Genomic DNA, 25,004 nt, shown 5'->3' with positions numbered 1-25,004 from the left:
GGCGCTCATAGCCTTTCGTACCGCCCCGGCGGCCGCTAGGTGGGAAGCATGTCCTGCCATGTCTTGGGGGCTTTGGGCGCAACGAGATCCGACTGCTGGTACAGCTTCCCGTCCGGACCCACGTAACGACCCGTACGGGGGTCATACCGGGCGATCGTGACCGACGGCACCGGCTTGGTGGCTCCCCCACCGAATGAGCTCGGCGCGGCCTGCGGGCCCGCGCCGCCGGCCGGGTCGGGCGGTGTGGCGTCGGCCGGTGCGGGCGGTGCGGGCGCGGCCGGCGGCGGGGGAAGTTCCCCTGCCGCAGGGACATCGAGCGGCGCGATGGGCGGAAGGTCGGCGGACATTCTCGACATGGGCGCCAGCGGCGGTGGTCCCGACGACGGCACGGGCGGCACGGCCGCTCCGACGGTGCCCGGTGGCGGATTTTCGCCCCGCGGCCCCGCCGGCGTCCCGCGCGGCACGGCCCCCGGCGGAAGCGGCGTTCCCTCGACCGGGCCAAAGATCCTGTCGTTGGTGGTAACCCGGTCATCGGGCGGGACGCCCTGCGCGAGCAGGTTCGGGTCCAGCGGGTAGGGGCCAAGCACGTGCTGCTTCATCGCCAGCGGCATGTACGGCTTGTCGCTGTTGCAGATTTCGACGGTGGGCGCGCGTTTGCCCGGATGACCCATGCAGGGGTAGTTGCGCGCACCGCGGACACCGATCGGTGAGTCCTGCGGAAGCTTGCAATACAACCCGTCCGGGGTGTCGATGTCGGTCAGGTCGTCCGGGGATCGCCAGGTGTTGGGCGGCATGAAACCGACCGTGCAGATCGGCGGGTCGTCGATCGTGAGCGCGAAATCGCCTTGGGCCGTTCCCTCGGGATGGTTCGGTGCCGCGGCGGCCTGCTCGATCGCGACCGCCGACGGCAGCAACACCAGCAGCTGCTCCAGGGACGGGTGGTAGGTGACGCCGATCTGGCCGATGGTGGTCAGGTTGGCGAGCAGCACCGGCAGCGTCGGCTTGATCTGCTCGAAGAGCCGCGACGCCTCGTTCGCGGCTTCAGGCCCGTTTTGCAGGATGGTGCGGAAATGGGAGTCGTTGTCCACCAGCACATCCGAGATGCCGGCGAAGCTGCGTGCCCACGTCCGGATCGAATCGGCCGTGCGCGCTTGGGAGTCCAGCAGCGGCCCGGTGTCCTCGGTCAGGGCACGGGTGCGATCGACGACGCCGTTGGCGTCGCGGGACAGCGTCTGCGAGGAATCGATCAGCGACCCCAGGTCGTAACCGGTGCCGTTGAAACCCTGGAAGGACTCGTCGAGCAATTGGCCGAGTTTCGTCTTCGGGATGCTTTGCACCAGGGCGTTGACCTGGTCGAGCATCGGCCCGACCGGCTGCGGAATCCTGCTGTCGCGCACGGAGATCACCGAACCGTCATGCAGGTAGGGCGGTGAATCGGTCTTCGGCCGCAAGTCCACGTACTGCTCACCCACCGCGGAGACACTGAGCACCTCGGCGGTGAGGTCGGCGGGGACCTTCGGCGAAGTGGCAAGCGACAGTGTCGCTTTCGCGCCGGTCGGCGTCAGGCCCACCGAGGTGACCTTGCCGAGTTGGACCCCGCGGTAGGTCACGTTGGAGAACCGGTACAGCCCGCCGGTGGCCGGCAACTCCAGCGTCACCGTCATCCGGCCGATGCCAAGCAGGGTCGGCGCCTGGATGTAGTAGAGCACCATCGCGATCACGCCGATGGTCCCGGCGATTGCGAAGACCGCCAGCTGAATCCGAACGAAACGCGTCAGCATCTATCCACCCGCTCCCGTCGGAGGCGCCTCTGCGGGCGGCGTTTGACCAGCGTCGGATGTCGTCGCCGCGGCCGGCGCAGGTCCGGGCAGCGGTGCCGGGCCCGGCGGCGGCCCGGAGAACGGGGCCGCGGGCCGTGGGCCGGGTAGCGGCGGCAACGCATTGGGGTCGACCCACGGCGGCCTTATGGGGTCGTGCAATGGATCGTGGGTGTACTGCAGGTAATACGGGTCGCCGGGCGCCGGCACCAACGGCTGGTCCAACTGGCCCCAGTGCGTCCCCAGCATCAGTCCTCGCTTCAGCCGCGGAATGGACAGGTCCAAGTCGACGTGCAGGTTGAAGTAGTCACCCCGGATCGCTCGATCGACGAAGTTCTGGGTGAACGGGAACACGAACGCCGCCGCGATCGCGGTGCCCAATTCCGGTCCGACGTCGGCGAGCGCCTTGATGGTCGGCTCCAGGTTCTGCAGATTCTTGACCAGGTCGGCCTGGGAGTCGTTGACCAACCGGGTGGCGGTGTTGCTGAAGACGCGCAGCTTGTCCAGGGCGGCGGTCAGCCGTGGGCGCTCCTTGATCAGCACATCGAGGGCGGGCGGAATCTTCTGCAGCGCCTGGGTCAAAACGTCGCGTTGGTCGGCGAATGTGCGGGCGAGCCGGTTCAGCGCCTGGATGGAGTCGACGAGGTTGTTCCGCTGATCGTCGAGCGTTCCGACGAACGTGTCGAGGCGAGTGATCAGGTCACGCACGGCGCCCTCGCGTCCGGACAGTGCGGCGGAGAAGTTGTGGATGATCTCCCCGATCTGCCCCAGGCCGCCGCCGTTGACGACCGCTCCCAGCGACGAAAGCGTCTGCTCGGTCGACGGGTAGGCCGATGACCGACTGAGCGGGATGGTGGCCCCCGGCTGCAGGCGTCCGCTGCCCTGTTGGCCGAGCGGCGTATTGAGCTCCACGTGCATGGACCCCAGCAGGCTGGTCTGGCCGACGGTGGCCACCACGTTGGCCGGAACCACGACGTCGCGCTTCACCGAGATCTCGACGTCGGCGTGCCACCCTTGCACTCGCATCGTGCCGACGCTGCCGACGACGACATCGTCGATCATCACCGGCGAATTCGATTCCATGGTGCCGACATTGGGGAGTTCGACATGGTAGATGTTCGCCCCCGGTCCGCGTCCGACCGCGCCCGGCAGCGGTAGCGAATTCAGGCCGTGGAACGCGCATCCCGTCGCCGTCAACACCACACAGCAGCCGACGGCGAACACCCGCCGAGCCGCTACCCCGGCGATCATCGCAGTCCCCCGTCCGTCGGCAGCAGCATGTCCGAGGTGGTCTGCGCCGGGGCCGGCGGCGGTGGTGCCATCGGCGTGGTCGGCGGGGGCGGCAGCGGCATCGCCGCGCCCGGTATCGGCGCGGGCGGAACCGCCCCCGGGGGTCCAACCGGATCACCGGGCAAGCCGGTGTAGGCCGATACCGCTGGCGGGATCTCGGGCGGCCCGGGCTTCGGGCCCTCGCCGCCGGGCGCCAGGCGCGGTTCGCTGTAGAGGATGTTGGACGGGTCCACCGACTTCTGCAGGAAGATGTTGATGGGGATCGGCAGGTTGTTGAAGTTCAGCACCCGCAACCCGGGTCCGAGGAACATCGAGCACAGCTTGCCCGATTCGACCGCGGTGACGTTCTCGATGGCGCCGAGGGCCGTGCAGCCGGGCACGGGCAGCGGAACCATCAAACCGGAAAACACGGGGTTCGCGAAGTTCATGATGCCGAATCCGCCCACGATGGTTCCGGTGTCGGCGTTGTAGTCGTTGAAGAAGTTACCCAACGCGTTCGGCGCCGCGTGCAGGATGTTTTCCAAGGCCATGTGCTGGTCGACCAAAACCTGTGTGACATCGGCCAATCGGGCGATCTGCTCGCTGGTCTGGTTGCGCGTCCCGGCGATGAAGCGCTGCACCTCGCCGACCGCCGTCGACAGGTCGGTCAGCGCCGCGTCCAGGTCGGACTTGCTGTCGTTGACCACACTGGTGAGCGTGGCCAGGCGGTCGTTGAACTGTACGAGCTGAACGTTGCTGTCGCGCAGCGCGCCGACGAACGTCTGCAGGTTCTTGATGATGTCGACGATGTTGCCGCTACCGTTGGCCAGGATCCGGCCCACCCCCGACAGTTGACCGAGCGTCTGGCGCAGCTTGTCGCCGTTGCCGTTCAGCGCGTCGGCGGCGCTGTCGATGAACCGGCCCACCGACGTTCCCGACACCCCGCTCTTGGGTCCCAAATCCGTTGCCAGCCGCATCAACTGGGTCTTGACCTCGTCCCACTCGACCGGCACCGCGGTTCGTTCGACTCCGATGACCGCCCCGTCGCGCATGACCGGCCCACTGTCGCGATAGGCCGGCGTGAGCTGCACGTAGCGAGCGGACACCAGATTCGAGGCGACGATCACCGCCTTGGCGTCCGCCGGGATGGGCACGTCGCGGTCCACCTTGAGGACCATCTTGGCCTGGGTGCCCTGCGGCTGAATGGATTTGATGTTGCCGACTTTGACGCCCGACACCCGCACCTCGTCGTTGGGATAGATCGCGGTGGCGGTAGTGAAGTAGGCGGTGATCGTCTTCGGCCCGAAGAACGTGTTGCGGACGAGCACGGCCGCTCCGGCGGCGATGAGGACGACGAGGACGACCGCGCCCAGCGCCGCCAGCCTCCTGCGGGGCATCCCGGCGATCATTGGGACCCCCCGATCCTGCCGCCCAACGTGCAGGCCGGGCACACCGGAATACCGTTGTAGGGCCAGGGAGTCAGCGACCGAGGCAGCGGCGACGGGTAGCCAGGGCCTTTCGAGGTGTCGAAGGTGCGGAAGCCCCAGAGGTAGTCGATGATCGGCTGGAAGAGCTGGGGGGCAAGGAAGTTCGGCACGAAGGCCTGATAGGCGTACATGCTGGAGATGCCCTCACCGACCGTGATCTGGAACTTGGCCAGACCCGGCAGCGCCTTGCTGATGTTGTCGCGGTTTTTCTCCAGCATCGCGTTCACCGAATTCAGCCGCTCCAGCGTCGGCGCCAGTTTGGCTTCGTTGTCGTGCACCAACCCCGTCAGCTGTTTGGCCACCGCCGAGGTGTTCGCCAGCAGGTCCACGATCTCCTGCCGCCGGGCCACCAGCACCTGAAGCAGGGTGTCGGAGTTGAGGATCAGCTTGTTGACCTGCTGACTGCGTTCGGAGAGCACCCCGGTGACATCGCCGGCGCTCTTGAACAGCTCGCCCAGACTCTTGTTGCGGCTGTTGAGGGTTCGCGACAACCGGGTGAGCGCGTCGAAGGCCGGCCCCATTTGCGGAGCGATCTGGTCGAGCGTCGACGCCAGCGTGTCCAGAGACTGGTTCAGCGCCGTGGTGTTGGTTCCGGCCGTGTCGGTCGCGAAATCGCTGACCGCCTCCGTCAGCGAGTAGGGCGACGACGTGCGCGAGACGGGAATGAGGGCCATCGGGTGCAACGTGCCGGTGCCGGCGGACTCCAACGTCAGCGTCCGCTCGCCCAGCAGCGTGCCGGTGCGGATGTGCGCGGAGGTCTCCGATCCGAGCAGGACATTGCCCTTCATCGCGAACGTCACGAGCGCATCGCCGCGACGCAGCTTCACATCCGACACCGTGCCGACCTTTACGCCCGACACGAGCACCGGATTGCCGGTCGCCAGGCCGCCGGCTTCGGTGAACAGCGCTTGGTACCTGACCATCGTCGCCCACGAGATGAACCGATCGGGCGACAAGCCCACCAGAATCACCATCACCGCCAGAATGACGCCGATGAGTCCGGCCTTGACGAGCCCAGCTCCGCGATACTTGAGCATCAGGGTTCCGTGCACCTTCCAGCTTCTGACCTGAATATCGGGGCCTTCACCGTCCTGCCCTGAAGATCCGTGCCGCGTAATTCCAACTGGCACAGGTAGTACGGGATGGTTGCGCCGTTCACACCGAGCCGAACCAGCTTGCGATAGTTCTTCGGCGCCTTCCCAAGCGCCGCGTCGAGGCGGTCCTTGTCGTTGTCGAGAATCGGCGCCAATCGGCTCAACTGATCGATGGTGCCGGCCAGCGGCGGCCGCGCGCTGCTCAACAGATCCGCCAGCGAGGCGGTTCCGTTGTCCAGGGCTTCGATGGCGGAGCCGATTGTGTTGCGGTCATCGGACAGCCCGCTGACGAGCCGCTCGAGCCGGTCGATCGCGCCCGAGAACTTGTTGCCGTCCTTGGAGATCGTGCCGATCACGATGTTGAGGTTGTCGATCAGTTGCTGCACGGTCTGATCGTTGTCCGCCAAGGCATTTGAGAACGACGTCGTCTTGGCGAACAGCGACTCGAGGGTCCCGCCCTGCCCCTGGAAGACCTGCAGCAATCCCGAGGTCAACGCGTTGACGTCCTGCGCGTTCAGGCCCTGGGTAACGGGTTTCAGTCCGCCGAGCAGCAGATCGAGGTCGAGCGCGGGCGCCGTGCGGTTGACGGGAATCTGGCCGTCGGCCGGCAGCCGCTTGGTCGAGCCCGGACCGTCGACGAGTTCGAGGTAGCGATCGCCCACCAGGTTCAGGTAGCGGACCGCCGCCCTGGTGCCCTCGGTGAGGACGACGTTGCGGTCGGCGTCGAACTTCACCACGACTTTCTTGTCCGGCTGCAGCGAAACGCTGTTGACGGTGCCGACCCGGATGCCGGCGACGCGCACCGACTGTCCCGGCTTGAGGCGTGAAACGTCGGTGAACACCGCCGAATAGCCGTTCGTCGCCCCGGTCCGGTACTGACCGAAGATGAAGAACAGGAAGGCGGTCAGCATCGCCATCACGACCGCGAAGATCGCGAACTTGATCAGCGTGGCGCGGGTTCTCATCCGGGCATTCCCACCATGGCCGAGTTGCGTGGCGGGCCCGCGATCGGCCCGTACAACAGCTGCTTGAGCAGATCGGAGTTGATCAGCACCTGCGGGTTTCCGTAGCCCACCGGGTCGGCGCCGATGTCGGTGATGAACTGCTTGGGATGCGTGTTGAACGGCAGGTTCGGCAGACCCATGCAGTGCGGGCCGCCGGTCGCCGCGACCTTGGGCAGGTTCGTCGGATACCGGTAGCGTTCGCCGCCCCACGTGAGGCTCGCCGAGATGTTGATGCTCGGTTCCGACAACGGCGGGCCATGCGCGACGTTGATCAACCCGCCGAACCCGCAGGTGAACACCTCGTGATACACGCTGGTCAGATCCGTGGTCGGCACCAGCAGGTGCAACACGTTCGTCAGCGGTTGACGGTTCGTCGACAACACGTCATTGCCGATGTCGGCGAGGCCGATTGCGCTGATCAGCAGCGCGTCCAGGTTGTGTTGCTCGTCGACGAGCGTCTTGCTGATCCGGGTCGCGTTGGCCGCGGTCTTCACCAGGTTCGGCGCCGCGTCGGCGTAGGCGTTGGACACCACCGGCAGGACCGCGAGGTCGTGCCGGAAGGCGGGCAGGCTCGGCTCCAGCCTGGCGAGGAAGGAGTCCAGGTCGCTCAGGGCCTGGCCAAGCTGTGGGCCCCGCCCGCTGAACGCCTGGGCGAGCGCGCCCAGCGACTCGTTGAGCTTTGGCGGGTCGATGTGCGACAGCACCGACACCAACTGCTGAAATACCGTGTTGACTTCGACCATGACGTGCTGGCCCTGCAGGGTCTCGCCACTGTGTAGCCGCTGGGCCGACGGTTGCTCAGGCTCCACCAGCTCGACGGACTTGGCGCCGAACACCGTCGACGACGCGATGTTGACGAGAACGTTGCCGGGAATGAAGCGCAACTGCGACGGGTCCATCGCCAAGTGAATGGCCGCTTGGCCGTTGGGCAGCGATTCGACGGATGCGACCTTGCCCACCTGGACGCCGCGCATCTTCACCTTCGCGTCCGGGTTCATCACCAGGCCGGCCCGTTGCGAAATCACGGTCACCGGCACGGTTTCGGTGAAGGAGCCCTGAAACAGGCCGACCGCCACCGCGAAAATCAGGCCGATGATGACGACGGTGATCAGACCGAGCAGGGGCGGCAGGTAGTTGCGCCCGGCCGGCGGCCGGGCGTGACCGGCGCGCGGGTGCCGGCCGCCACCGGCGCCGCGACCCGCTGGCACACTCTGCGTCACTGCCCTTTCACCTCCTCCACTAACCGGACAGGTTGAAGTTGCCGTTCGTACCGTAGATAGACAGCGAGACCAACAGCGTTACCGAAACCACGACGATCAGCGAGGTGCGCACCGCGTTGCCGGTCGCGTTGCCGACACCGGCCGGCCCGCCGGAGGCGAAATAGCCGTAGTACGTGTGGATCAGCAGGATGGTGAGTGCCATCAGGATGGCCTGCAGGAACGACCACAACAAGTCGATCGGGTTCAGGAACGTGTTGAAGTAGTGCTGGTACAACCCCTGCGACTGACCGAGCAGGAACGTCGTGGTGAACTGACTGGCCAAAAACGACAGGATCACCGCGATGCTGTACAGCGGCGTGATCGCCATCATCCCCGCCAGGATCCTGGTGCTGACCAAGTACGAAACCGGCCGAATGGCCATGCTTTCCAACGCGTCGACTTCTTCGTTGATCCGCATGGCGCCCAGCTGAGCGGTCACCCCCGCGCCAAAGGTCGCCGCCAGGCCGATCCCGGCGACCACCGGCGCCGCGATGCGCACGTTGATGAACGCGGCCAAAAAGCCCGTCAGCGCCTCGATTCCGATGTTGCCCAGCGAGGTGTAACCCTGAATGGCCAGGGTGCCGCCCGCCGCCAGCGTCAGGAAGCCGACGATCACCACGGTTCCGCCGATCATCGCCAAAGTGCCCGCGCCCATGCTGATCTCGGCCACCAGTCGGACGACTTCGCGCGTGTAGTGGGTGGCCGCGAACGGCACCCCGGCGAGTGCCTTGCCGTAGAACAGGGTGTGGTCGCCAATCCGGCCCAGCGAGGCGACCGGCCTCTCGAATTGGCGGAACAATCGCGGGTATGCGGCCCTCAGCGCCATTGGCAGCCCCTACTTCGCCGTCATCTTGATGCCGATCGCGGTGACGACCACGTTGACGACGAACAGGGACATGAATGCGTAAACCACGGTTTCGTTGACCGCGTTGCCAACGGCCTTGGCGCCCCCGCCGGTGATCGACAGGCCCCGATAGCAGGCGACCAGGCCGGCGATGAGGCCGAAAAGCGCTGCTTTGACGCACGAAATGATGACTTCGGGCACGCCGGTGAGCAAGGTGATGCCCGCGGCGAATGCGCCGGGATTGACGTCTTGCACAAACACCGAGAAGACGTAGCCGCCGAGGACGCCGATGATGACGACGAGGCTGTTCAAAAGGAAGGCGACCAATCCGGACGCCAGCATGCGCGGGGTGACCAGCCGTTGCACCGGGTTGATGCCCAGCACTTCCATCGCGTCGATTTCTTCACGAATTGTTCGCGCCCCCAGGTCCGCACACATCGCGGTGGCGCCCGCGCCCGCGACGATGAGCACCGTGACCAGCGGTCCGAGCTGGGTGACGGCACCGAACGCGGCGCCCGCACCGGATAGGTCCGCGGCGCCCAGTTCCCGCAGAAGGATGTTGAGCGTGAAGCTGACGAGGACGGTGAACGGGATCGCCACCAACAGGGTGGGGGCCAGCGACACCCGCGCGACAAACCAGGACTGCTCCAGGAATTCCCGCCACTGGAACGGCCGGCGGAACACGAACTTGACCGCATCGGCCGACATCGCGCACAAGGCCCCGACGGCCTGCATGGGCCCCGAGATGTCCCATTTCAGTTTCAGCTGAGGCAATCCCGCCGACCAGCGGTCTGCTCCCTTTGTTGCCATCGGCCTCAAACCCTTTCCTGAGTTATGAGACCGATGGTCTTGTTGTGCGCCGCGGGCTGCGGTAGATTCGGCTGAGGCAACGGCCAGGAGGGCGAGCAGTCGACGGCGAAACGCCCAGTCGGCAGCCCAAATTCAGCGACTACGTCGGGCATGACAGCACTGTCCATCCTCACGCCAGGCCCTCCGTTCTGTTGCGTGAGACGCGCATCAAAACGTGGGGCCCCATGTCTTGAAGCGTCCGGCGATTATGACTCATGCCGAGTCCGGGCGGAATGGAAAACGCATAACCGTTATCCGACAAGCCATCAGCACACCGCTTAGCCGGGGCAACTTGGTCGCAACCGGCGCGACGGTTGGCTCGAACATGTGGGAAACCTCCGGTCGCTGGCGTACTCAAGTGACGGCGCCGGCCGTCTTCAGCTCGATGATGCGATCCCAGTCCAGCCCGAGTTCCATCAGGATCTCGTCGGTCTGCTCGGCGAAGCCGGGCGCGGGACCGGTCTGCGGCGCCGCCACGTCGAACTGGACCGGGTTGGCGACCAATTCGAGCTCGCCCGCGCGCACCATGTACTCGTTCGCCCGAATCTGCGCGTCGTCCGCGGCCTGCAGGGTGTCCTGCACCGGGGCCCACGGGCCGGTAAGCGTGGCGAAGCGTTCGCTCCACTCGGCCAGCGAGCGGGTCGCGATCGCCTTCGTCAGCATCTCCACGGCGTCCGCGGTGTTCGCGGCGATCGATTCCACGGTGGCGAAGCGGGGATCGTCGGCCAGCTCCGGCAGGTCGACGTGCCGGCAGACGTCGGCCCAGAACTTGGTGGGCTGCATCATCACGAACGAGATGTAGCGTCCGTCGGAGGTGGTGTAGAGGCCCACCAACGGATTGTTCGGGGCGCCGTGCACACCGGGTGGCGGCGCTTCCATCCGCTGTCCCAGATGCTTTGTCAGCGCGACGGTGTGCCCCATCGCCCAGAAGCCACTGCCCAGCAGCGACACGTCGACGACGGACGCTTCGCCGGTGCGTTCGCGTTTGAGTAACGCCGCCGCGATGCCGCCGGCGAGGTTGGTGCCGGAGATGGTGTCGCCGTAGGCCGGGCCGGGGGGCGCGATCATGCCGGGCATCCCCGCCGGGGTGATTGTCGCGGCGGTTCCGGCCCTGCACCAGAACGCGGTCATGTCGTAGCCGCCCTTTTCGGACTCGGGGCCGCGCGGACCGAGCGCGCTCCCGCGGGCGTAGACGATCTTCGGGTTGACCGTACGAATGTCCTCGACGTCGATGCCGAACTTCTTCCGGTGAGCGGGAAGAAAACTGGTCAGGAAGACGTCGGAGCGGCGGGCCAGCTCGTAGAGCACCTCCTTGCCTTCCGGCACCGACATGTCGAGGCCGATGCTGCGCTTGCCCCGGTTGGCGTGCTCGATGTTGGGGTTCGGGTCGCCCTCGACGCGCAGCATGCCGGTCTGGCGCAGTCCGCGCTGGGGGTCGCCCGTCACCGCGTGCTCGACCTTGACCACGTCCGCGCCCCACTCGGCGAGCACGGCGCCGGCCGAAGGGACGAAGCCGTACATGGCCACCTCCAGGACGCGGATCCCCTCCAGCGGCCTCATGCCCGGGCCACCGCGGCCGGCACCGCAAACGTCTTGCGTTCCAAAAATTCCTCCAGCCCGGCGACACCCATCTCGCGGCCCACCCCCGACTGCTTGAAGCCGCCGAACGGGCTGTCGGCGGCGAAGTAGTTGCCCCCGTTGACCGAGAACGACCCGGCCCTGATGCGGCGCGCCACCGCCAGCGCGCGGTCCTGGTCGCGGCTGAACACCGCGCCCGCCAATCCGTAGATCGAGTTGTTGGCGATGCGCACCGCGTCGTCATCGTCGTCGAACGCGATGACCACGAGGACGGGTCCGAAGATCTCCTCCTGCGCGATCTCGCTGTCCGGGTCGACGTTGGTGAGCAACGTCGGCGCGTAGAAGTAGCCGGGATCCAATCGCTTGCCGCCGGTCACCAGGGTGGCCCCGGCGGCGACGGCCCGCTGGACCATGCCGTCGACCTTGTCCCGCTGCCGCTCGTTGATCAGGGGACCCATCAGCGTCTTGGGATCGGCCGGATCGCCGTGGCGCACCTTGGCGAAGTTCTGCGCGATCAGCTCGACGATCTCGTCGTGGTGCGAGCGGGGCACCAGCAGCCGCGACGTCAACGCGCACCCCTGTCCCGCGTGGGTCACCATGCTGAACGCCGCGAACATGGCCGCGCCGGCGAAGTCGGCGTCGTCGAGCATGATCACCGCCGACTTGCCGCCCAACTCCAGGAAGACACGCTTGATCGTGTGGCTCGCGGCGGCCATGATCTTGCGCCCGACGGCGGTTGAGCCGGTGAAGGTGACGACGTCGACGTCGGGGCTGGTGGTCAGCGCCTCGCCCGTCTCGGGGCCCGAGGAGGTGAGCACGTTGACCACGCCGTCGGGGATGTCGGTGTGGTTGGCGATCAGCTCGCCGAGCGCGAGCGTGACCAGCGGTGTGTCGGGAGCGCCCTTGAGCACCACGGTGCATCCGGCCGCCAGCGCCGGGGCGAGCTTCGCCAGGGCCAGCTGGTTCGGGTAGTTGTAGGCGATGATCGCGGCGACCACCCCGGCGGCTTCCTTTTCCACCCAGCGGTGATGGAGCATGCCACGCGATTCCCTGTCGCCCAGGTCTTCGGAGAACTCGTAGTCGCGCAACAGGTCGGCGTAGAAGCGCACGATGCCGATCGGGTCGTCCAGCTGGGCGCCCTGGGTCAGCGCGCGGGTGGCGCCCACCTCGGCGATGGTGAGCGCGCGCAGCTCGTCGGCGTGTTCGACCAGCGCGCGGTGCAGCTGATCGAGGCAGCGGATCCGCAACTCGACGTCGGTCGGCCAGCCGGTGGTGTCGAATGCGCGCCGGGCCGCCGCGATCGCCGCCTCAGCCTCCGCGACACCGGCGTCCGGGGCGTGCCCGATGACGGCGCCGGTCGCGGGATTGCCGGACGGGAACGTCCTGTCGGTGGCGACCAGTCGGCCACCGATCAAGAGCCGGCGGTCGACGGGTGACTCCGGCGCGGCGTTCTCGATGGTCGCTGTGATCGCAGGCTCTGCCGTGTCCTGGGCAGGCATCCGCACTCCCTAATGTGGTGACGGTCACGATAATTTCATTCTCTTCCCCGGCGAATCTTACATTCGAGTCTCGATAATTCAAGAAACTCTCAGGAATGAGACCCGGCCACTGACCAGCGCCGCAGCCGCCAGCGGGGCGCCGGACGACGCAGTTTGACGCAGGCCAAACACGGTTTCCCGAGTGTGTTGCACGCCGCTTCGGCCTGAGAGTAAGGTTCTCATAATTGCAAGCGAGATTCTTTGTGGCTGAGACGGTCACCTCGGGAGTAGAGGTCTCAACGTGAAGACTGCGGTGGTCACCGGTGGCGGATCCGGCATCGGTCTTGCCGTCGTGCAGCGGTTGCGCGCCGACGGCCTCGACGTCGCCACGATCGACCTCCGCCCATCGGACGACGACCACTCTTTCACCGCGGACGTCACCGACCGATCGCAGGTGGACGCCGCCCTGACGGCGATCCGGGCCCAGCTCGGGCCGGTCACCGTGCTCGTCAACGCGGCGGGGCTGGACGGCTTCAAGCGCTTCAACAACATCACCTTCGACGACTGGCGGCGGGTGATCGACGTCAACCTCAACGGGGTCTTCCACACCATCCAGGCGGTGTTGCCCGACATGCTCGAGGCCAAGTGGGGGCGGATCGTCAATATCTCTTCGTCGAGCACGCATTCCGGCGCGCCCTACATGAGCCACTACGTCGCGGCCAAGTCCGCGGTCAACGGGCTGACCAAATCCCTGGCACTCGAGTACGGCCCCAGCGGCATCACCGTCAACGCCGTGCCACCCGGTTTCATCGACACCCCGATGCTGCGCGCCGCGGCGGAGAAGGGATTCCTGGGCGACATCGACGAGACCATCGCGCGGACCCCCGTACGCCGGATCGGCAGGCCGGAAGACATCGCGGCCGCCTGCGCCTTCCTGATATCCGAGGAAGCCGGCTACATCACCGGGCAGATATTGGGCGTCAACGGCGGTCGCAACACCTGAGCCGTCGCAAGGTATTTGAGCCCCAACGAACCACCGCAAGGAGCCACCGTGAAGGTCTGGGTTGATCCGGAGCGCTGTCAGGGCCACACCCTGTGCGCGATGATCGCGCCGGAGTCGTTCGAGCTCAGCGACATCGACGGCAGCTCTTCCGCGGTCGACGAAGTGGTGCCCGCCGATCGGCAGGACCAGGTTCGTGAGGCCGCGCAATCCTGCCCGGAGCAGGCCATCATCATCACCGACGACGCCTGAACCGGCAACCGGTACTGACCGACGAAATGCGTAGGGAGACAGATCTTTGAGTGTCGACGACGTCGTCAGCGACAGCGACCGCAAGAAAAACACCTTCCACTTCGACCGGCATTCGCCGGAGTACCGGTCACAGTTCAAGGCGATCACCAAGGAGATGCACGCCAAGTGCCCGATGGCATGGAGTGACACCTACGGCGGGCATTGGGTCGCGGCCGGCAGCCACGAGGTCTTCGAGCTGGCCCGCTGCCCCGCGGTGTCCAACGACCACGACATCCACGGGGAACGCCGTGGCTACAAAGGCATTTCGATCCCCACCGCCAGCCGCGTCAGCGCGGTGCGGGGCGGCATCCTGGAGATGGACGAACCCGAGCACCGCATCTATCGGACGGTGCTTAACCCCTACCTGTCGCCAGCCGCGGTCAAGCGCTGGGAGCCCTTCATCGACGACGTCACGCGCGCCTGCCTGGACGAGAAGATCGAGGAGGGCAGCATCGACTTCGTCGACGACTTGGCCAACATCGTGCCGGCCGTCCTGACGCTGGCCATGCTGGGCATTCCGCTGAAGAAGTGGAACATGTACAGCGAGCCGGTGCACGCCGCGGTCTACACCCCCGAGCACTCCCCCGACATCGAGCGCGTCACCGAGATGCACCGCCAGATGGGGCTCGACATGGTCAACACCATGATCGAGATCCGCGAGAATCCGCGGCCCGGAATCGTCAACGCGCTGTTGCAGATGCGCATCGACGGCGAGCCCGCCCCGGACCTGGAGATCCTCGGCAACCTCGGCCTGGTCATCGGGGGTGGCTTCGACACCACCACCGCGCTGACCGCCCACTCGCTGGAATGGCTCGCCGAGCATCCCGCCGAACGCGAACTGCTCAGCGAGCAACGCAAGACGCTGTTGGACCCCGCGACCGAAGAATTCCTGCGTTACTTCACCCCCGCACCCGGCGACGGCCGGACATTCTCGGACGACATCGAACTCGACGGCACGCGATTCAAAGAGGGGGAACGCCTATGGATTTCCTGGGCGATGGCCAACCGCGACCCGGCGGTGTTCCACGACCCGGACGACATCGTCCTGGACCGTAAAGGCAACCGCCACTTCAGCTTCGGATTGGGCGTGCACCGGTGCGCCGGATCGAACGTGGCGCGCACCGTGTTCAAATCCATGCTCACCGCGGTCCTGGACCGGATGCCCGACTACCAGTGCGACCCCGAGGGCACAGTTCACTACGAGACCATCGGCGTCATCCAGGGCATGCGTAAGTTGCCGGCCACCTTCACCCCCGGCCGAAAGGTCGGCGCCGGCCTGGACGAGACGTTGGAGAAGCTGCAGCGCATCTGCGACGAACAAGAGCTCGCCAGGCCGATCACCGAGCGCAAGGAAGCCGCGGTCATCGACTGAACCGACCTCGGCGGGCCGCGCCGGGCGGTGGACTGCCGCAATTTTGCCGAGTAGACCTGTTCAGCGGGACCGCGCCCTATATTTGGGCCAACCGCCTGTGCAGAGATGGGAGAGCATCGGTGAAGACCTTCGCAGTCAGCCTCGCGCTGGCCACGGCCGCGTTGACTCTCACGCCCACCGCCCACGCGGACATCCAGATCGGCAACTACCGGCTGGACACCCCGCGCGATCCGGGCCACAGCTGGATTTTCGCGATTCGACCGTGCCGGTACGACCAGGGACCGGAATGCCTGACGGTCCAAGCGATTGCGCAACCCAACGGGCAAGCCGCGCCCTGGAAGTCGGATGCTCACCTGGCCAACGGCCAGTACACCCTGCCCGTCGACGTGCCAGACGGTGTGCGCTGTGGGGTCCAGTTCTTCCCCTCGCACGACGTTTACACCTGGGACGCGGTGACGATGGCGGGTCAGGTCGTCTCGACGTACGACACGGGCTGCGGCGGCGGACCGGGGGGCACCAGCAGCTGGCCGTTCTCGCTCGTGCGATGGTAGCCGCGTGAGACGCACAGGAGTCAGTCGATCATGAGGGCGACGGGCAGCATGCGCGATGGCTGAGGCCAAGAAACCGCCGCAGGGTCCGGCCGCCTCGAAGGCCGACACGATGGCCTTGATCGAGGAGGCCGAGGCCGCAGCCGCCGAAGCCGAGGCGCTGGCGGCCGCGGCGCGCGCCCGCGCCCGCGCCGCCCGGCTCCGCCGCGAAGCCCAGGCCGCCGAGGACGCCGGGGCCGCCGAAGCCGGCGAGGAGAAATCGCCGGACGCCGACGAGGACGCGACCGGCACCGCCGAGGCGGAGACCGACGACGACGTCACCGACACGGTCGAAGCCACGGATGCCGACGAAGCGGAGACCGAGGACGAGGGCCCGCAAGACGCGGAATCGGAGGCCGAGCCCGCCCGCTCCCGGCGCCGGCTGCACCTGCCGTCGCTGTCGGTGGCGTGGAAAGCGGCCGCCATCGTGCTCATCGTTGCCTTCACCGGCGCCAGCGGATACATGATGTGGGAACGTCACGAAACCGTGCAGCGCAACCAGCGCACCGCGAACTTCATCGCGGGGGCCAAACAAGGCGTCATCAACATGTTCTCCATGGACTTCAACAGGGCCAAGGAGGACGTCCAGCGGGTGATCGACAGCTCGACCGGCCAGTTCAGGGACGACTTCACCCAGCGCGCAAAGGATTTCACGACCGTCGTCGAGCAGTCCAAGGTGGTCACGACGGGATCGGTGAGCGCGGCGGCCGTGCAATCCGTCGACGGAAACTCCGCGCTGGTACTGGTCGCCGCGTCGTCGCGGATCTCCAACGCCGCGGGCGCCAAAGACGAGCCACGCAACTGGCGGTTGAAGGTGACGGTGACCGACGATGGCGGGCAATACAAAATGTCGAAGCTGGAGTTCGTTCCGTGAGCGAAGACACCCCTGAGATCGACACCGCCGAGCCGTCGAAGGCGAGTGCGGGCGGCGAGACCCGCGCCTGGCGGAAGGTGAAAGTCGTTCCCGCCGTTCTGATTTTGCTGCTGTTGATTTCCGGTGGCGCGGCGACCTGGCTGTACTTCAACCAGTACCGGCCCGACAAACAAACCGACGCCGGCGTCGCGAACGCGGTCATCGGCGCGGCGTCCGACGGAACGGTCGCGTTGCTGTCCTACTCGCCCGACACCCTCGACAAGGACTTCGCCGCCGCGAAGTCGCACCTGTCCGGGGATTTCCTGTCGTATTACAACCAGTTCACCGACCAGATCGTCGCTCCGGCGGCCAAGCAGAAGTCGCTGAAGACCAGCGCTCGGGTGATCGGTGCCGCGGTCTCGGAGTTGCGGCCCGACTCGGCGGTCGTGCTGGTGCTGGTCGACCAGAGCACCACCAGCAAGGACAACCCGGACCCGGCGATGGCGTCCAGCAGCGTGCTGGTGAGTCTGGCCCGGGTCAACGGCCAGTGGTTGATCACCAAGTTCGACCCGGTCTAGCCACCCGCATTGCCAGGGGCGGCTAACCCCGCGGGAGGCCGAGCACCCGCTGGGCGATGATGTTGCGCTGGATCTCCGAGGTGCCGCCGGCGATCGTGCCCGAGAAGCTGCGGGCGTAGCGCTCGAACCAACTGGCGAAGTAGTGGTCGAGGTTCATGTGCGCGTAGGGGCCCGTCAGGGCGGGCTGGCGGAGCCCGTCGGATCCCGCCGACGTCAGCGCGAGCTCCATGCCGCGCAGCTCGGCCTCGGACCCCAGCAGCTTGAGCACCGAGATCGCCGCCACGTCGTCTTCGCCGCGCGCGGCGCGGGCCAGGGCCACCGAACCCAGCAGCCGCAGCGCCTGCTTGTCCATGATCGTGCTGGCGTACTGATCGCGCTCGACCTCGGTGCCGGGCTGGAAGTCGTCGATCATGTTGTCGAGTCGATCGGCGAAACCCAGCCACATCATTGTGCGTTCGTGGCCCAGCGAACCGTTGGCGACCCGCCAGCCCTGGTCGAGTTCACCGACCAGATTCTCCGCCGGCACGCGGACATCGGTGAAGAACACCTCGTTGAAATCCAGGTCGTCGGCACCGCAGATCGACGGGAACGGCCGGCGCACCACACCAGGGGTGTCGGTGGGGATGATCAGCGCGCTGATTCCCTTGTGCTTCGGCACATCTGGGTTGGTCCGCACGAACGTCAGCAGCACGTCGGCGTCGTGGGCGCCCGAGGTCCACACCTTCTGGCCGTTGACCACGAAGTGATCGCCGTCCAGCACCGCGCGGGTGCGCAGCGACGCCAGGTCGGAGCCCGCGCTGGGTTCGCTCATCCCGAGCGACGCGGTGATCTCGGCCCGCAGGATCGGCACGGCCCAGCGCCGCTTCTGCTCGTCGCTTCCGAACGACAACAGCGAAGCGCCAACGATATTCACGCCCTGCGGGTTGAAGCTGTGGTAGATCCGACGGCGGCTGAGTTCCTCTAGGTAAACGAACTGCTGGATGACCGTCGCGTTGCGGCCGCCGAACTCCGGCGGCTGGCTCGGCAGCAGCCAGCCGTTGTCGAACAGCAGCCGCTGCCAGTCGCGAGCCCATTGCGGCATGTGCGAGACGGAGCGCGGCCGCTCGAGCGTTTCGCTTGCGGGGGGCAGGTTTTCGTCGAGGAACGCCGAAAACTCGGCCCGGAACTCCTCGACGTCGGAATCAAAAGTCAGCTGCACGGTATTCCTCCGCGATCCGCGCCCGGTGCTCGGCCGCGCCGCCGAGCATCAGCTCACCCGCTTTGGCCCGCTTCAGCGCGAACTGCAGATCGTTCTCCCACGTGAATCCCATTGCGCCATGGAGCTGTAGGCCGTGCCGGAAGACCAGCGACTGGCATTCCCCCGCCGACGCCTTGGCCATCGCCGCCGCCAGCCGGCGGCGCGGATCGTCGGCGGCGATCGTCAGCGCGGCGAAGTACGCGAGCGCGCGGGCGCGTTCCACCGCGACGTGCATGTCGGCCGCCTTGTGCTGGACGGCCTGGAACGAGCCGATCGGCACACCGAACTGCTGACGGCTGCGCACGTGTTCGAGCGCCAGGTCGAGGATGCGTTGGCAGGCGCCGACCATCGTGATCGCCATGCCCGTCAAGGCAATATGCCGCGCGCGCTCACAATCGACGGCGAGGCGGGCGGTGTCGGGCACGCGGACTTCGTTGAACGACAAGTCGGCGAGGTGCAGGACGGGGTCGAACACCGCGACCCGCCGGGCGGTTACCTGATTGGCCCCGGCGAGGAACACCCCGGCGTCGGTCACCACCGCCAACCGGTCGACCCGATCGCCGTCGAGCACATGGCGCGCGGTCCCGTCCAGGACCCAGCCCTCGGCGTCCCGGTGCGCCACGACACCGGCGTATACGGCGGTGCCCGACTGGTGCGGATCGAAGTGCTCGGCGGCCAACGGCGCGAACTGACTCATCGTCGCCAGGAACGGGGTGGGGTCGGTGGCGTGCCCCAGCTCCTCGAGGATGATGGCGAGCTCCACCGTGCTCTCGGGGTCGTTCAGCTCGGTCCAGCCCTGGTCGACGTAGGCCTTCCACAGTCCTTCCCAGAGGGGCGTGGGGTCGCCATTGTCCTCGGCCACGCTCCGGACCAGCGAGGGCGGGCACTGCTTGGCGACGGCGTCGCGCACCGTGCTCTGCCACAGCCGCTGATCAGCATCGAATTCCAACAGCATCCGCGCCGCCTCCTGTCGTCACCGCCCATCGCGAGAATAGCATTCTCCGATGTGGAAGTAATAATCTCGGAATGCGGTCATGGGCTCACCAACCGCAGGTAGCGGACGCCGCGCGAACCTAGCCGTCGGTGAAACGTCGGATGGTTCGCGCCGTCGACATCACTTCCCAGACGTCAGTGCTTGCGCCGGCCACTGCCTCTCCCCAGACGGCGAATATGAAGGGGGACGGCCGAATTGGTCGACGGCGAGTCCGGGGCGGATGTGGTGTGCGCCCGCGAAAGCTCGAATGGGGTGCATTGACACCTCGACTGTAGACCGCGCGGCAGGGGCCGCGATGGAAGACTGCGCTCGGGGCGATTGCAAGCGCCGACGCCTCCACGACGAAGGAGAAGAACATTGGATCGCGAAACCTACCAGCGGGGACTGCACGTCCGCTCCGAGGTGCTCGGCGAGGAGTACGTCAACCGCGCCCTTGCCGACGCGGACGACTTCACCGGGCCGCTGCAGGATCTCGTCACCGAATACTGCTGGGGAGCCATCTGGGGTCGCGACGAGCTGCCCCGCAAGACGCGCAGCATGCTCAACCTGGCGATGATCTCGGTGTTGAACCGGCCGAACGAATTACGCACGCACGTCAAGGCGGCGCTGACCAACGGCGTCAGCCGCGAGGAGATCCGCGAGATCTTCCTGCAGGTGGCGATTTACGCCGGGGTGCCGGCGGCCGTCGACAGCTTCCGCATCGCGCGCGAGGCCTCCGCCGAGCTAGGGGACTAGGGCCGCGTCGTGGAGGTGGGATTCATCGGGCTCGGCAACATGGGTTTTCCCATGGCGCGCCGCCTGATTCAGGAAAGCCATGAGGTCGTCGCCTTCGACACCCGCGAGGCGGCGCTCCAGCGCATCGTCGATCTCGGCGCGCGCGCCGCGTCGTCACCGAAGGAAGTCGCCGACCGTACCGAAACCGTAATGGCCAGCCTCCCGACGCCGCTCGCCTCGCTCGAGGTCGCAACGGGGGTGCTCGAGGGGGCACGGGTCAAGCGCTATGTCGACCTGTCCACCGTCGGCAGCCGCACGGCCGTGCAGATCCATGACCGGCTCGCCGAGCGAAACATCGCGGCACTCGACAGTCCGGTGAGCGGCGGGGTCGGCGGCGCGGAGAAGGGCGCGCTCGCGGTCATGGTGTCCGGCCCGCGCGCCGAATTCGACGCTGTGCGAACCGCACTCGCGGTGATCGGCCGACCCTTCTACGTCGGGCCCAAACCCGGCTCGGCGCAGACGATGAAATTGGCCAACAACATCCTGGCGGCCAACGTCCTGGCCGCCACCGCGGAGGTCGTCGTGATGGGCGTCAAGGCCGGTCTCGACCCCGGCGTGATGATCGAGGTGCTCAACGCCGGCTCGGGCGCGACCAGCGCCAGCCGCGACAAATTCCCCCGCGCGATCCTCCCGCGGACCTTCGACTACGGGTTTGCCACCGGGTTGATGGTCAAGGACGTGCGCCTGTATCTGGATGAGGCGGAGGCGCTCGGCGTGCCGACGGACGTCGCCGCAACCATCGCCCGCCTCTGGGAGCAGACCGCGGATGAGCAGGGCGCCGATTCCGACTTCACCGCGGTGATCAAACCTTTCGAGAAGGCCGCCGGGGTGACCGTGGGCCGCCCGCCCGAGTAAGTCCGTCAGCGCGCTTCGACCGGCGCCGGACCCCTGCCAGGACCATGAGAATGGTATTATTCCGATTTAAGAACGCTACTTGCACGCCAACCGCGAAAGCGCCTCCCACCAGGGGCGATGGTTAAACGAAACGCTTACGGGAAACCCATTGATGGACCGCTGAAGAAAATGTTAGATTATCTATCATATGACCCGAGTGGGGTCGCTTTGACTGCCGATGGATGGCCTTCGTGATCGAACACGCCGACGGGACCCGCACACCGCTCATCGACGCGAGCGTGCACATCTTCTTTCCGTCCAACAAGGCGCTGCGGGAGACCCTGCGCGAGCCGTTCAAAAGCCGCGGCTTCCCCGATTACGAGATGGACTGGTACGGGGCCCCGGGCGGTGAATACGCGCCCGACACCGAAGGCCCGGACCGCCAGTACCCCGGCTCGGACCCGGAATTCGTTGCCGGCGAACTATTTTCGAAGCGCGGCGTCGACATCGCGGTGCTGCACCCGATGGCGCGCGGCATCATGCCGGACCGCCACCTGGGCAGCGCGCTGCACGCCGCACACAACGAGATGATGGTGTCGAACTGGCTGGAATCCCACGAGTTCGGCGAGCGGTTCCGCGGCACCATCCGGGTGAACCCCGACGACATCCCCGGCGCGCTGCGCGAGATCGAGCGGTGGCGCGCGCACCCGCGGGTGGTCCAGATCGGCGTTCCCCTGCAATCCCGCGAGCTCTACGGCAAGCCGCAGTTCTGGCCGCTGTGGGAGGCCGCGGTCGACGCCGGCCTCCCGGTGGCCGCCCATATCGAAGTCGGCTCCGGCATCGCCTTTCCGCCAACCCCGAACGGGAACACCCGCACCTACGAGCAGTACGTCAGCTTCATGGCGCTGAATTACCTCTATCACCTGATGAACATGATCGCCGAGGGAGTATTCGAGCGCTTCGACGGCCTGAAATTCGTCTGGGGTGACGGAGCGGCGGACTTCTTGACGCCGTTCATCTGGCGGATGGACACCTTCGGCCGGCCCCACCTGGAGCAGACGCCGTGGGCGCCGCGGATCCCCAGCGACTACCTGCCCGGTCACGTGTATTTCGTTCAGGGCAGCCTCGACGGCCCCGGTGACACCGAGTTCGCCGGCGAATGGTTCGGCTTCACCGGCAAGGACGACATGGTGATGTTCGGCTCCAGCTACCCGCACTGGCAGTGCGGCGACATCACGAAGCTTCCCCGCGCGCTGTCGGCGCAACAGCGCGAGAAGCTGTGCTGGCGCAACGCGGCGCAGCTCTACAACATAGACATCCCCGCCGGGGTGGGCGCACAGTAGAAGCACGACGTGAGACCGAGGAGTTTGCGATGACGTTGACCCATTCGCAGGAGCGGGTTCCCGCTGCCGAGCGCATAGCCGTCCGCTGCGTCGACTCAGATGTCCACCCGGCACCCAAGCGCGGCGAACTCCTGCCCTACATCCCCGAGCCCTGGCGCAGCAAATACTTCCTTACGCGCACCGTGGGTGAGCAGATTTACTACGACGCCCCCGACTACGCCCACTCCTATGCGATGCGGGTGGACTCCTTTCCCCCCAACGGCGAATTCCCTTGCAGCGACCCGGATATGGCGTTTCGCCAGCTGATCATGGAGGCCGGTTCCGACATCGCGATCCTGGAACCCGCCGCCTACCCGGCGCGCCTGCCCGAGGCGCAGCACGCGATGTCGAGCGCGCTGAACGAGTGGCAGGCCAATCACTGGCTGGACAGCCACAACAACTGGCACCAGCGGTGGCGCGGTTCAATTTGTTGCGCCATCGAGGAGCCGGAAGAGTCCGTCCGCGAGATCGAGAAATGGGCCGGGCACCCCTACATGGCCCAGATCCTGATCAAGGCCGAGCCGCGGCCGTCGTGGGGACACCCGAAGTACGACCCGATCTGGGCCGCCGCCACCAAGCACGACATCACCGTGAGCTGCCACCTGTCGCGTAGCCAATTCGACGAGCTGCCCATTCCGCCGGTGGGGTTCCCCAGCTACAACCACGACTTCATGGTGACCTACTCGCTGCTGGCGGCGAACCAGGTGATGAGCCTGATCTTCGACGGCGTGTTCGACCGGTTCCCGACGCTGCGGATCGTCTTCGTGGAGCACGCGTTCAGCTGGATCCTGCCGCTGATGTGGCGCATGGATTCGATCTACGAGGCCCGCAAATCGTGGGTGGAGATCAAACGCAAGCCCTCGGAGTACGTCAAGGACCACATCAAGTTCACCACCCAGCCGCTCGACTATCCCGAGGACAAGACGCAGCTGACCCGCGCGCTGGAATGGATGGAGTGCGAGAAGATCCTGCTCTTCTCCTCGGACTACCCACACTGGACGTTCGACGACCCCCGCTGGTTGGTCAAGCACCTGCCGAAGGCGGCCCGCGACGCGGTGATGTACAAGAACGGCATCGCCACTTACCACCTGCCCGAGACCGTGCCGGTCCTCGAAGGTCAGACGCGGGTGCTCTGAGTTGACGGAAGAAACCAAACGGCCCGAGCCCCGTCTCGCCCAGGGCCGCGAGCACGTTGTCGCCACGGTCGACGAGATCCCGCCGGGCAAGCACAAACTCGTGCCCATCGGCCGGCACGGCGTCGGCGTCTACAACGTCAACGGCAGCTTCTATGCCATCGCGAATTATTGCCCGCACCAGGGCGGTCCGCTCTGTTCGGGCCGCGCGCGGGGACGCACGATCGTCGACGAGACCACCCCGGGCGACTCGGTCATGGTGCGCGACCTGGAGTACATCTATTGCCCTTGGCATCAATGGGGTTTCGAGCTGGCGACCGGCACCACCGCGGTCAAGCCCGAATGGAGTATCCGCACCTACCCGGTGCGCGTCGTCGGCAACGACGTTCTGGTGCAGGCCTAACCACAGGAGAATTCGGGTGCCTTCAATCGAGATCAACGGGGGAAATGTCGTCTACGAAATCCTCGGGGAATCCGGAGATCTCATTGCCCTGACGCCGGGCGGCCGGTTCAGCAAGGAGATCGAGGGCCTGCGCCCGCTTGCCGACGCGCTCGCCGCCGGCGGCTATCGCGTGTTGTTGTGGGACCGCCCCAACTGTGGCGCCTCCGATGTGCAGTTCTACGGCCAGAGCGAATCGCACATGCGGGCCGAGACGCTGCACAAGCTGGTAACCGGGCTGGGCTTCGAGCGCTGCATTCTCGCCGGCGGCTCCGGCGGCGCAAGGGACTCCATGCTGACCACGATGCTCTACCCCGGGATGGTCACCAAGCTCGTGGTGTGGAACATCGTCGGCGGCATCTACGGCACCTTCGTGCTCGGCTCCTTCTACATCGTGCCCAGCATTCTCGCGGTGCGCGGCACCGGGATGGACGGCGTGGTGAAGGTGGCCGAGTGGCGCGATCGCATCGAGGAGAACCCGAACAACAAACAGCGCTTCCTCGACTTCGACGCTGGCGAATTCCTCAAGGTGATGCTGCGCTGGCTCAACGCTTTCGTTTCCAAACCGGGGCAGACGATCCCGGGCGTCGAGGACGAGATGTTCGACCGAATCAAGGTGCCCACGTTGATCATTCGTGGCGGCGAGAACGACATGGATCACCCCAAGCGGACCTCGCTCGAGGTCAGTTGCCTGATCAAGGGATCGAAGCTCATCGATCCGCCGTGGCCGGAGGACGCGTGGGAGCGGGCGTCCGAGGACCGCGCGGCTGGCCGGGTGCAGCACTTCAACATGTTCGACACGTGGGTGCAGGCCGCGCCCGCGATCCTCGAGTTCCTCGGCTCGTGACGGC

Annotated in this window: 24 protein-coding genes and 1 pseudogene; 12 read left to right on the top strand and 13 right to left on the bottom strand. The window is 66.5% G+C overall.

Annotated elements, in window-relative coordinates; genetic code table 11:
- Positions 1–35: 35 nt before the first annotated feature.
- The 10 genes from A5730_RS19575 to A5730_RS19530 form a co-directional block, all read right to left on the bottom strand.
- Complete coding sequence (locus tag A5730_RS19575; protein ID WP_067904001.1) at positions 36–1,781, bottom strand: MCE family protein; 1,746 nt, start codon at positions 1,779–1,781, stop codon at positions 36–38.
- Positions 1,782–3,068 (bottom strand): MCE family protein, encoded by a 1,287-nt coding sequence (locus tag A5730_RS19570; RefSeq protein WP_067903998.1) that lies wholly within the window; start codon positions 3,066–3,068, stop codon positions 1,782–1,784.
- Positions 3,065–4,483 (bottom strand): MCE family protein, encoded by a 1,419-nt coding sequence (locus A5730_RS19565; RefSeq protein ID WP_369829899.1) that lies wholly within the window; start codon positions 4,481–4,483, stop codon positions 3,065–3,067. Before A5730_RS19565 ends, A5730_RS19570 begins: the two co-directional genes overlap by 4 nt.
- A gap of 8 nt (positions 4,484–4,491) precedes the next feature.
- Positions 4,492–5,610, bottom strand: a complete 1,119-nt coding sequence (locus A5730_RS19560) for an MCE family protein (RefSeq protein WP_067904486.1) — start codon at positions 5,608–5,610, stop codon at positions 4,492–4,494.
- On the bottom strand, positions 5,610–6,632 hold the full coding sequence (locus tag A5730_RS19555; RefSeq protein ID WP_067903993.1) for an MCE family protein: 1,023 nt from the start codon (positions 6,630–6,632) through the stop codon (positions 5,610–5,612). Before A5730_RS19555 ends, A5730_RS19560 begins: the two co-directional genes overlap by 1 nt.
- The gene (locus A5730_RS19550) at positions 6,629–7,891 is read right to left on the bottom strand and encodes an MCE family protein (protein ID WP_067903990.1); all 1,263 of its coding nucleotides are present in this window, start codon (positions 7,889–7,891) and stop codon (positions 6,629–6,631) included. The genes A5730_RS19555 and A5730_RS19550 overlap by 4 nt, the downstream gene beginning before the upstream one ends.
- A gap of 19 nt (positions 7,892–7,910) precedes the next feature.
- Positions 7,911–8,756 carry an ABC transporter permease gene (locus A5730_RS19545; RefSeq protein WP_055400314.1) on the bottom strand — a complete coding sequence of 282 codons (846 nt, stop codon included), beginning with the start codon at positions 8,754–8,756 and terminating at the stop codon, positions 7,911–7,913.
- A gap of 9 nt (positions 8,757–8,765) precedes the next feature.
- Positions 8,766–9,584 (bottom strand): ABC transporter permease, encoded by an 819-nt coding sequence (locus A5730_RS19540; RefSeq protein WP_067903987.1) that lies wholly within the window; start codon positions 9,582–9,584, stop codon positions 8,766–8,768.
- Positions 9,585–9,977: 393 nt separating this feature from the next.
- Positions 9,978–11,183, bottom strand: a complete 1,206-nt coding sequence (locus tag A5730_RS19535) for a CaiB/BaiF CoA-transferase family protein (protein WP_067903983.1) — start codon at positions 11,181–11,183, stop codon at positions 9,978–9,980.
- Complete coding sequence (locus A5730_RS19530; RefSeq protein WP_067903980.1) at positions 11,180–12,700, bottom strand: aldehyde dehydrogenase family protein; 1,521 nt, start codon at positions 12,698–12,700, stop codon at positions 11,180–11,182. The genes A5730_RS19535 and A5730_RS19530 overlap by 4 nt, the downstream gene beginning before the upstream one ends.
- Before the next feature lie 280 nt (positions 12,701–12,980).
- Here A5730_RS19530 and A5730_RS19525 point away from each other — a divergent pair, with 280 nt between their 5' ends.
- From A5730_RS19525 to A5730_RS19500, 6 genes are all read left to right on the top strand, one after another.
- Positions 12,981–13,682, top strand: a complete 702-nt coding sequence (locus A5730_RS19525; RefSeq protein ID WP_067903977.1) for an SDR family NAD(P)-dependent oxidoreductase — start codon at positions 12,981–12,983, stop codon at positions 13,680–13,682.
- A gap of 48 nt (positions 13,683–13,730) precedes the next feature.
- Positions 13,731–13,931: a ferredoxin gene (locus tag A5730_RS19520; RefSeq protein WP_067903974.1), complete on the top strand. Its 201-nt coding sequence runs from the start codon at positions 13,731–13,733 to the stop codon at positions 13,929–13,931.
- Between the two features lie 46 nt (positions 13,932–13,977).
- Positions 13,978–15,342 (top strand): cytochrome P450, encoded by a 1,365-nt coding sequence (locus tag A5730_RS19515; RefSeq protein WP_067903971.1) that lies wholly within the window; start codon positions 13,978–13,980, stop codon positions 15,340–15,342.
- Positions 15,343–15,461: 119 nt separating this feature from the next.
- On the top strand, positions 15,462–15,893 hold the full coding sequence (locus tag A5730_RS19510; RefSeq protein ID WP_067903968.1) for a hypothetical protein: 432 nt from the start codon (positions 15,462–15,464) through the stop codon (positions 15,891–15,893).
- A gap of 55 nt (positions 15,894–15,948) precedes the next feature.
- Positions 15,949–16,803, top strand: coding sequence for a hypothetical protein (locus A5730_RS19505; RefSeq protein WP_067903964.1), 855 nt, complete (start codon positions 15,949–15,951; stop codon positions 16,801–16,803).
- Positions 16,800–17,360 (top strand): hypothetical protein, encoded by a 561-nt coding sequence (locus A5730_RS19500; RefSeq protein ID WP_067903960.1) that lies wholly within the window; start codon positions 16,800–16,802, stop codon positions 17,358–17,360. The genes A5730_RS19505 and A5730_RS19500 overlap by 4 nt, the downstream gene beginning before the upstream one ends.
- 22 nt (positions 17,361–17,382) lie before the next feature.
- On the opposite strand, the gene A5730_RS19495 is transcribed toward A5730_RS19500, so the two are convergent.
- The 3 genes and pseudogenes from A5730_RS19495 to A5730_RS25450 all read right to left on the bottom strand — a co-directional run.
- On the bottom strand, positions 17,383–18,558 hold the full coding sequence (locus A5730_RS19495) for an acyl-CoA dehydrogenase family protein (RefSeq protein ID WP_067903958.1): 1,176 nt from the start codon (positions 18,556–18,558) through the stop codon (positions 17,383–17,385).
- A complete protein-coding gene (locus A5730_RS19490) occupies positions 18,542–19,552 on the bottom strand; it encodes an acyl-CoA dehydrogenase family protein (RefSeq protein WP_067903955.1) in 1,011 nt (336 codons plus the stop codon). The genes A5730_RS19495 and A5730_RS19490 overlap by 17 nt, the downstream gene beginning before the upstream one ends.
- Positions 19,553–19,676: 124 nt before the next feature.
- Positions 19,677–19,745: pseudogene (locus A5730_RS25450) on the bottom strand (nitroreductase); the annotation flags it as partial.
- A gap of 203 nt (positions 19,746–19,948) precedes the next feature.
- Between A5730_RS25450 and A5730_RS19485 the strand changes: the two are divergent.
- The 6 genes from A5730_RS19485 (at position 19,949) to A5730_RS19460 (ending at position 25,000) form a co-directional block, all read left to right on the top strand.
- Positions 19,949–20,326: a carboxymuconolactone decarboxylase family protein gene (locus A5730_RS19485; RefSeq protein ID WP_067903952.1), complete on the top strand. Its 378-nt coding sequence runs from the start codon at positions 19,949–19,951 to the stop codon at positions 20,324–20,326.
- 9 nt (positions 20,327–20,335) lie between these two features.
- A complete protein-coding gene (locus A5730_RS19480; protein WP_067903949.1) occupies positions 20,336–21,220 on the top strand; it encodes an NAD(P)-dependent oxidoreductase in 885 nt (294 codons plus the stop codon).
- Between the two features lie 230 nt (positions 21,221–21,450).
- A complete protein-coding gene (locus A5730_RS19475; RefSeq protein WP_067904484.1) occupies positions 21,451–22,542 on the top strand; it encodes an amidohydrolase family protein in 1,092 nt (363 codons plus the stop codon).
- A gap of 29 nt (positions 22,543–22,571) precedes the next feature.
- Positions 22,572–23,717, top strand: a complete 1,146-nt coding sequence (locus A5730_RS19470) for an amidohydrolase family protein (protein ID WP_067903946.1) — start codon at positions 22,572–22,574, stop codon at positions 23,715–23,717.
- A gap of 1 nt (position 23,718) precedes the next feature.
- On the top strand, positions 23,719–24,117 hold the full coding sequence (locus A5730_RS19465) for a Rieske 2Fe-2S domain-containing protein (protein WP_055405450.1): 399 nt from the start codon (positions 23,719–23,721) through the stop codon (positions 24,115–24,117).
- 16 nt (positions 24,118–24,133) lie between these two features.
- Complete coding sequence (locus tag A5730_RS19460; RefSeq protein WP_067903943.1) at positions 24,134–25,000, top strand: alpha/beta fold hydrolase; 867 nt, start codon at positions 24,134–24,136, stop codon at positions 24,998–25,000.
- The last annotated feature ends 4 nt before the right edge of the window (positions 25,001–25,004 follow it).

It is taken from the genome of Mycobacterium sp. ACS4054, assembly GCF_001667275.1.
In the GTDB taxonomy this organism is placed as follows: Bacteria; Actinomycetota; Actinomycetes; order Mycobacteriales; family Mycobacteriaceae; genus Mycobacterium.
Note: the sequence above shows the minus strand (reverse complement) of the source record. Positions and strands in the feature narration are given on the sequence as shown.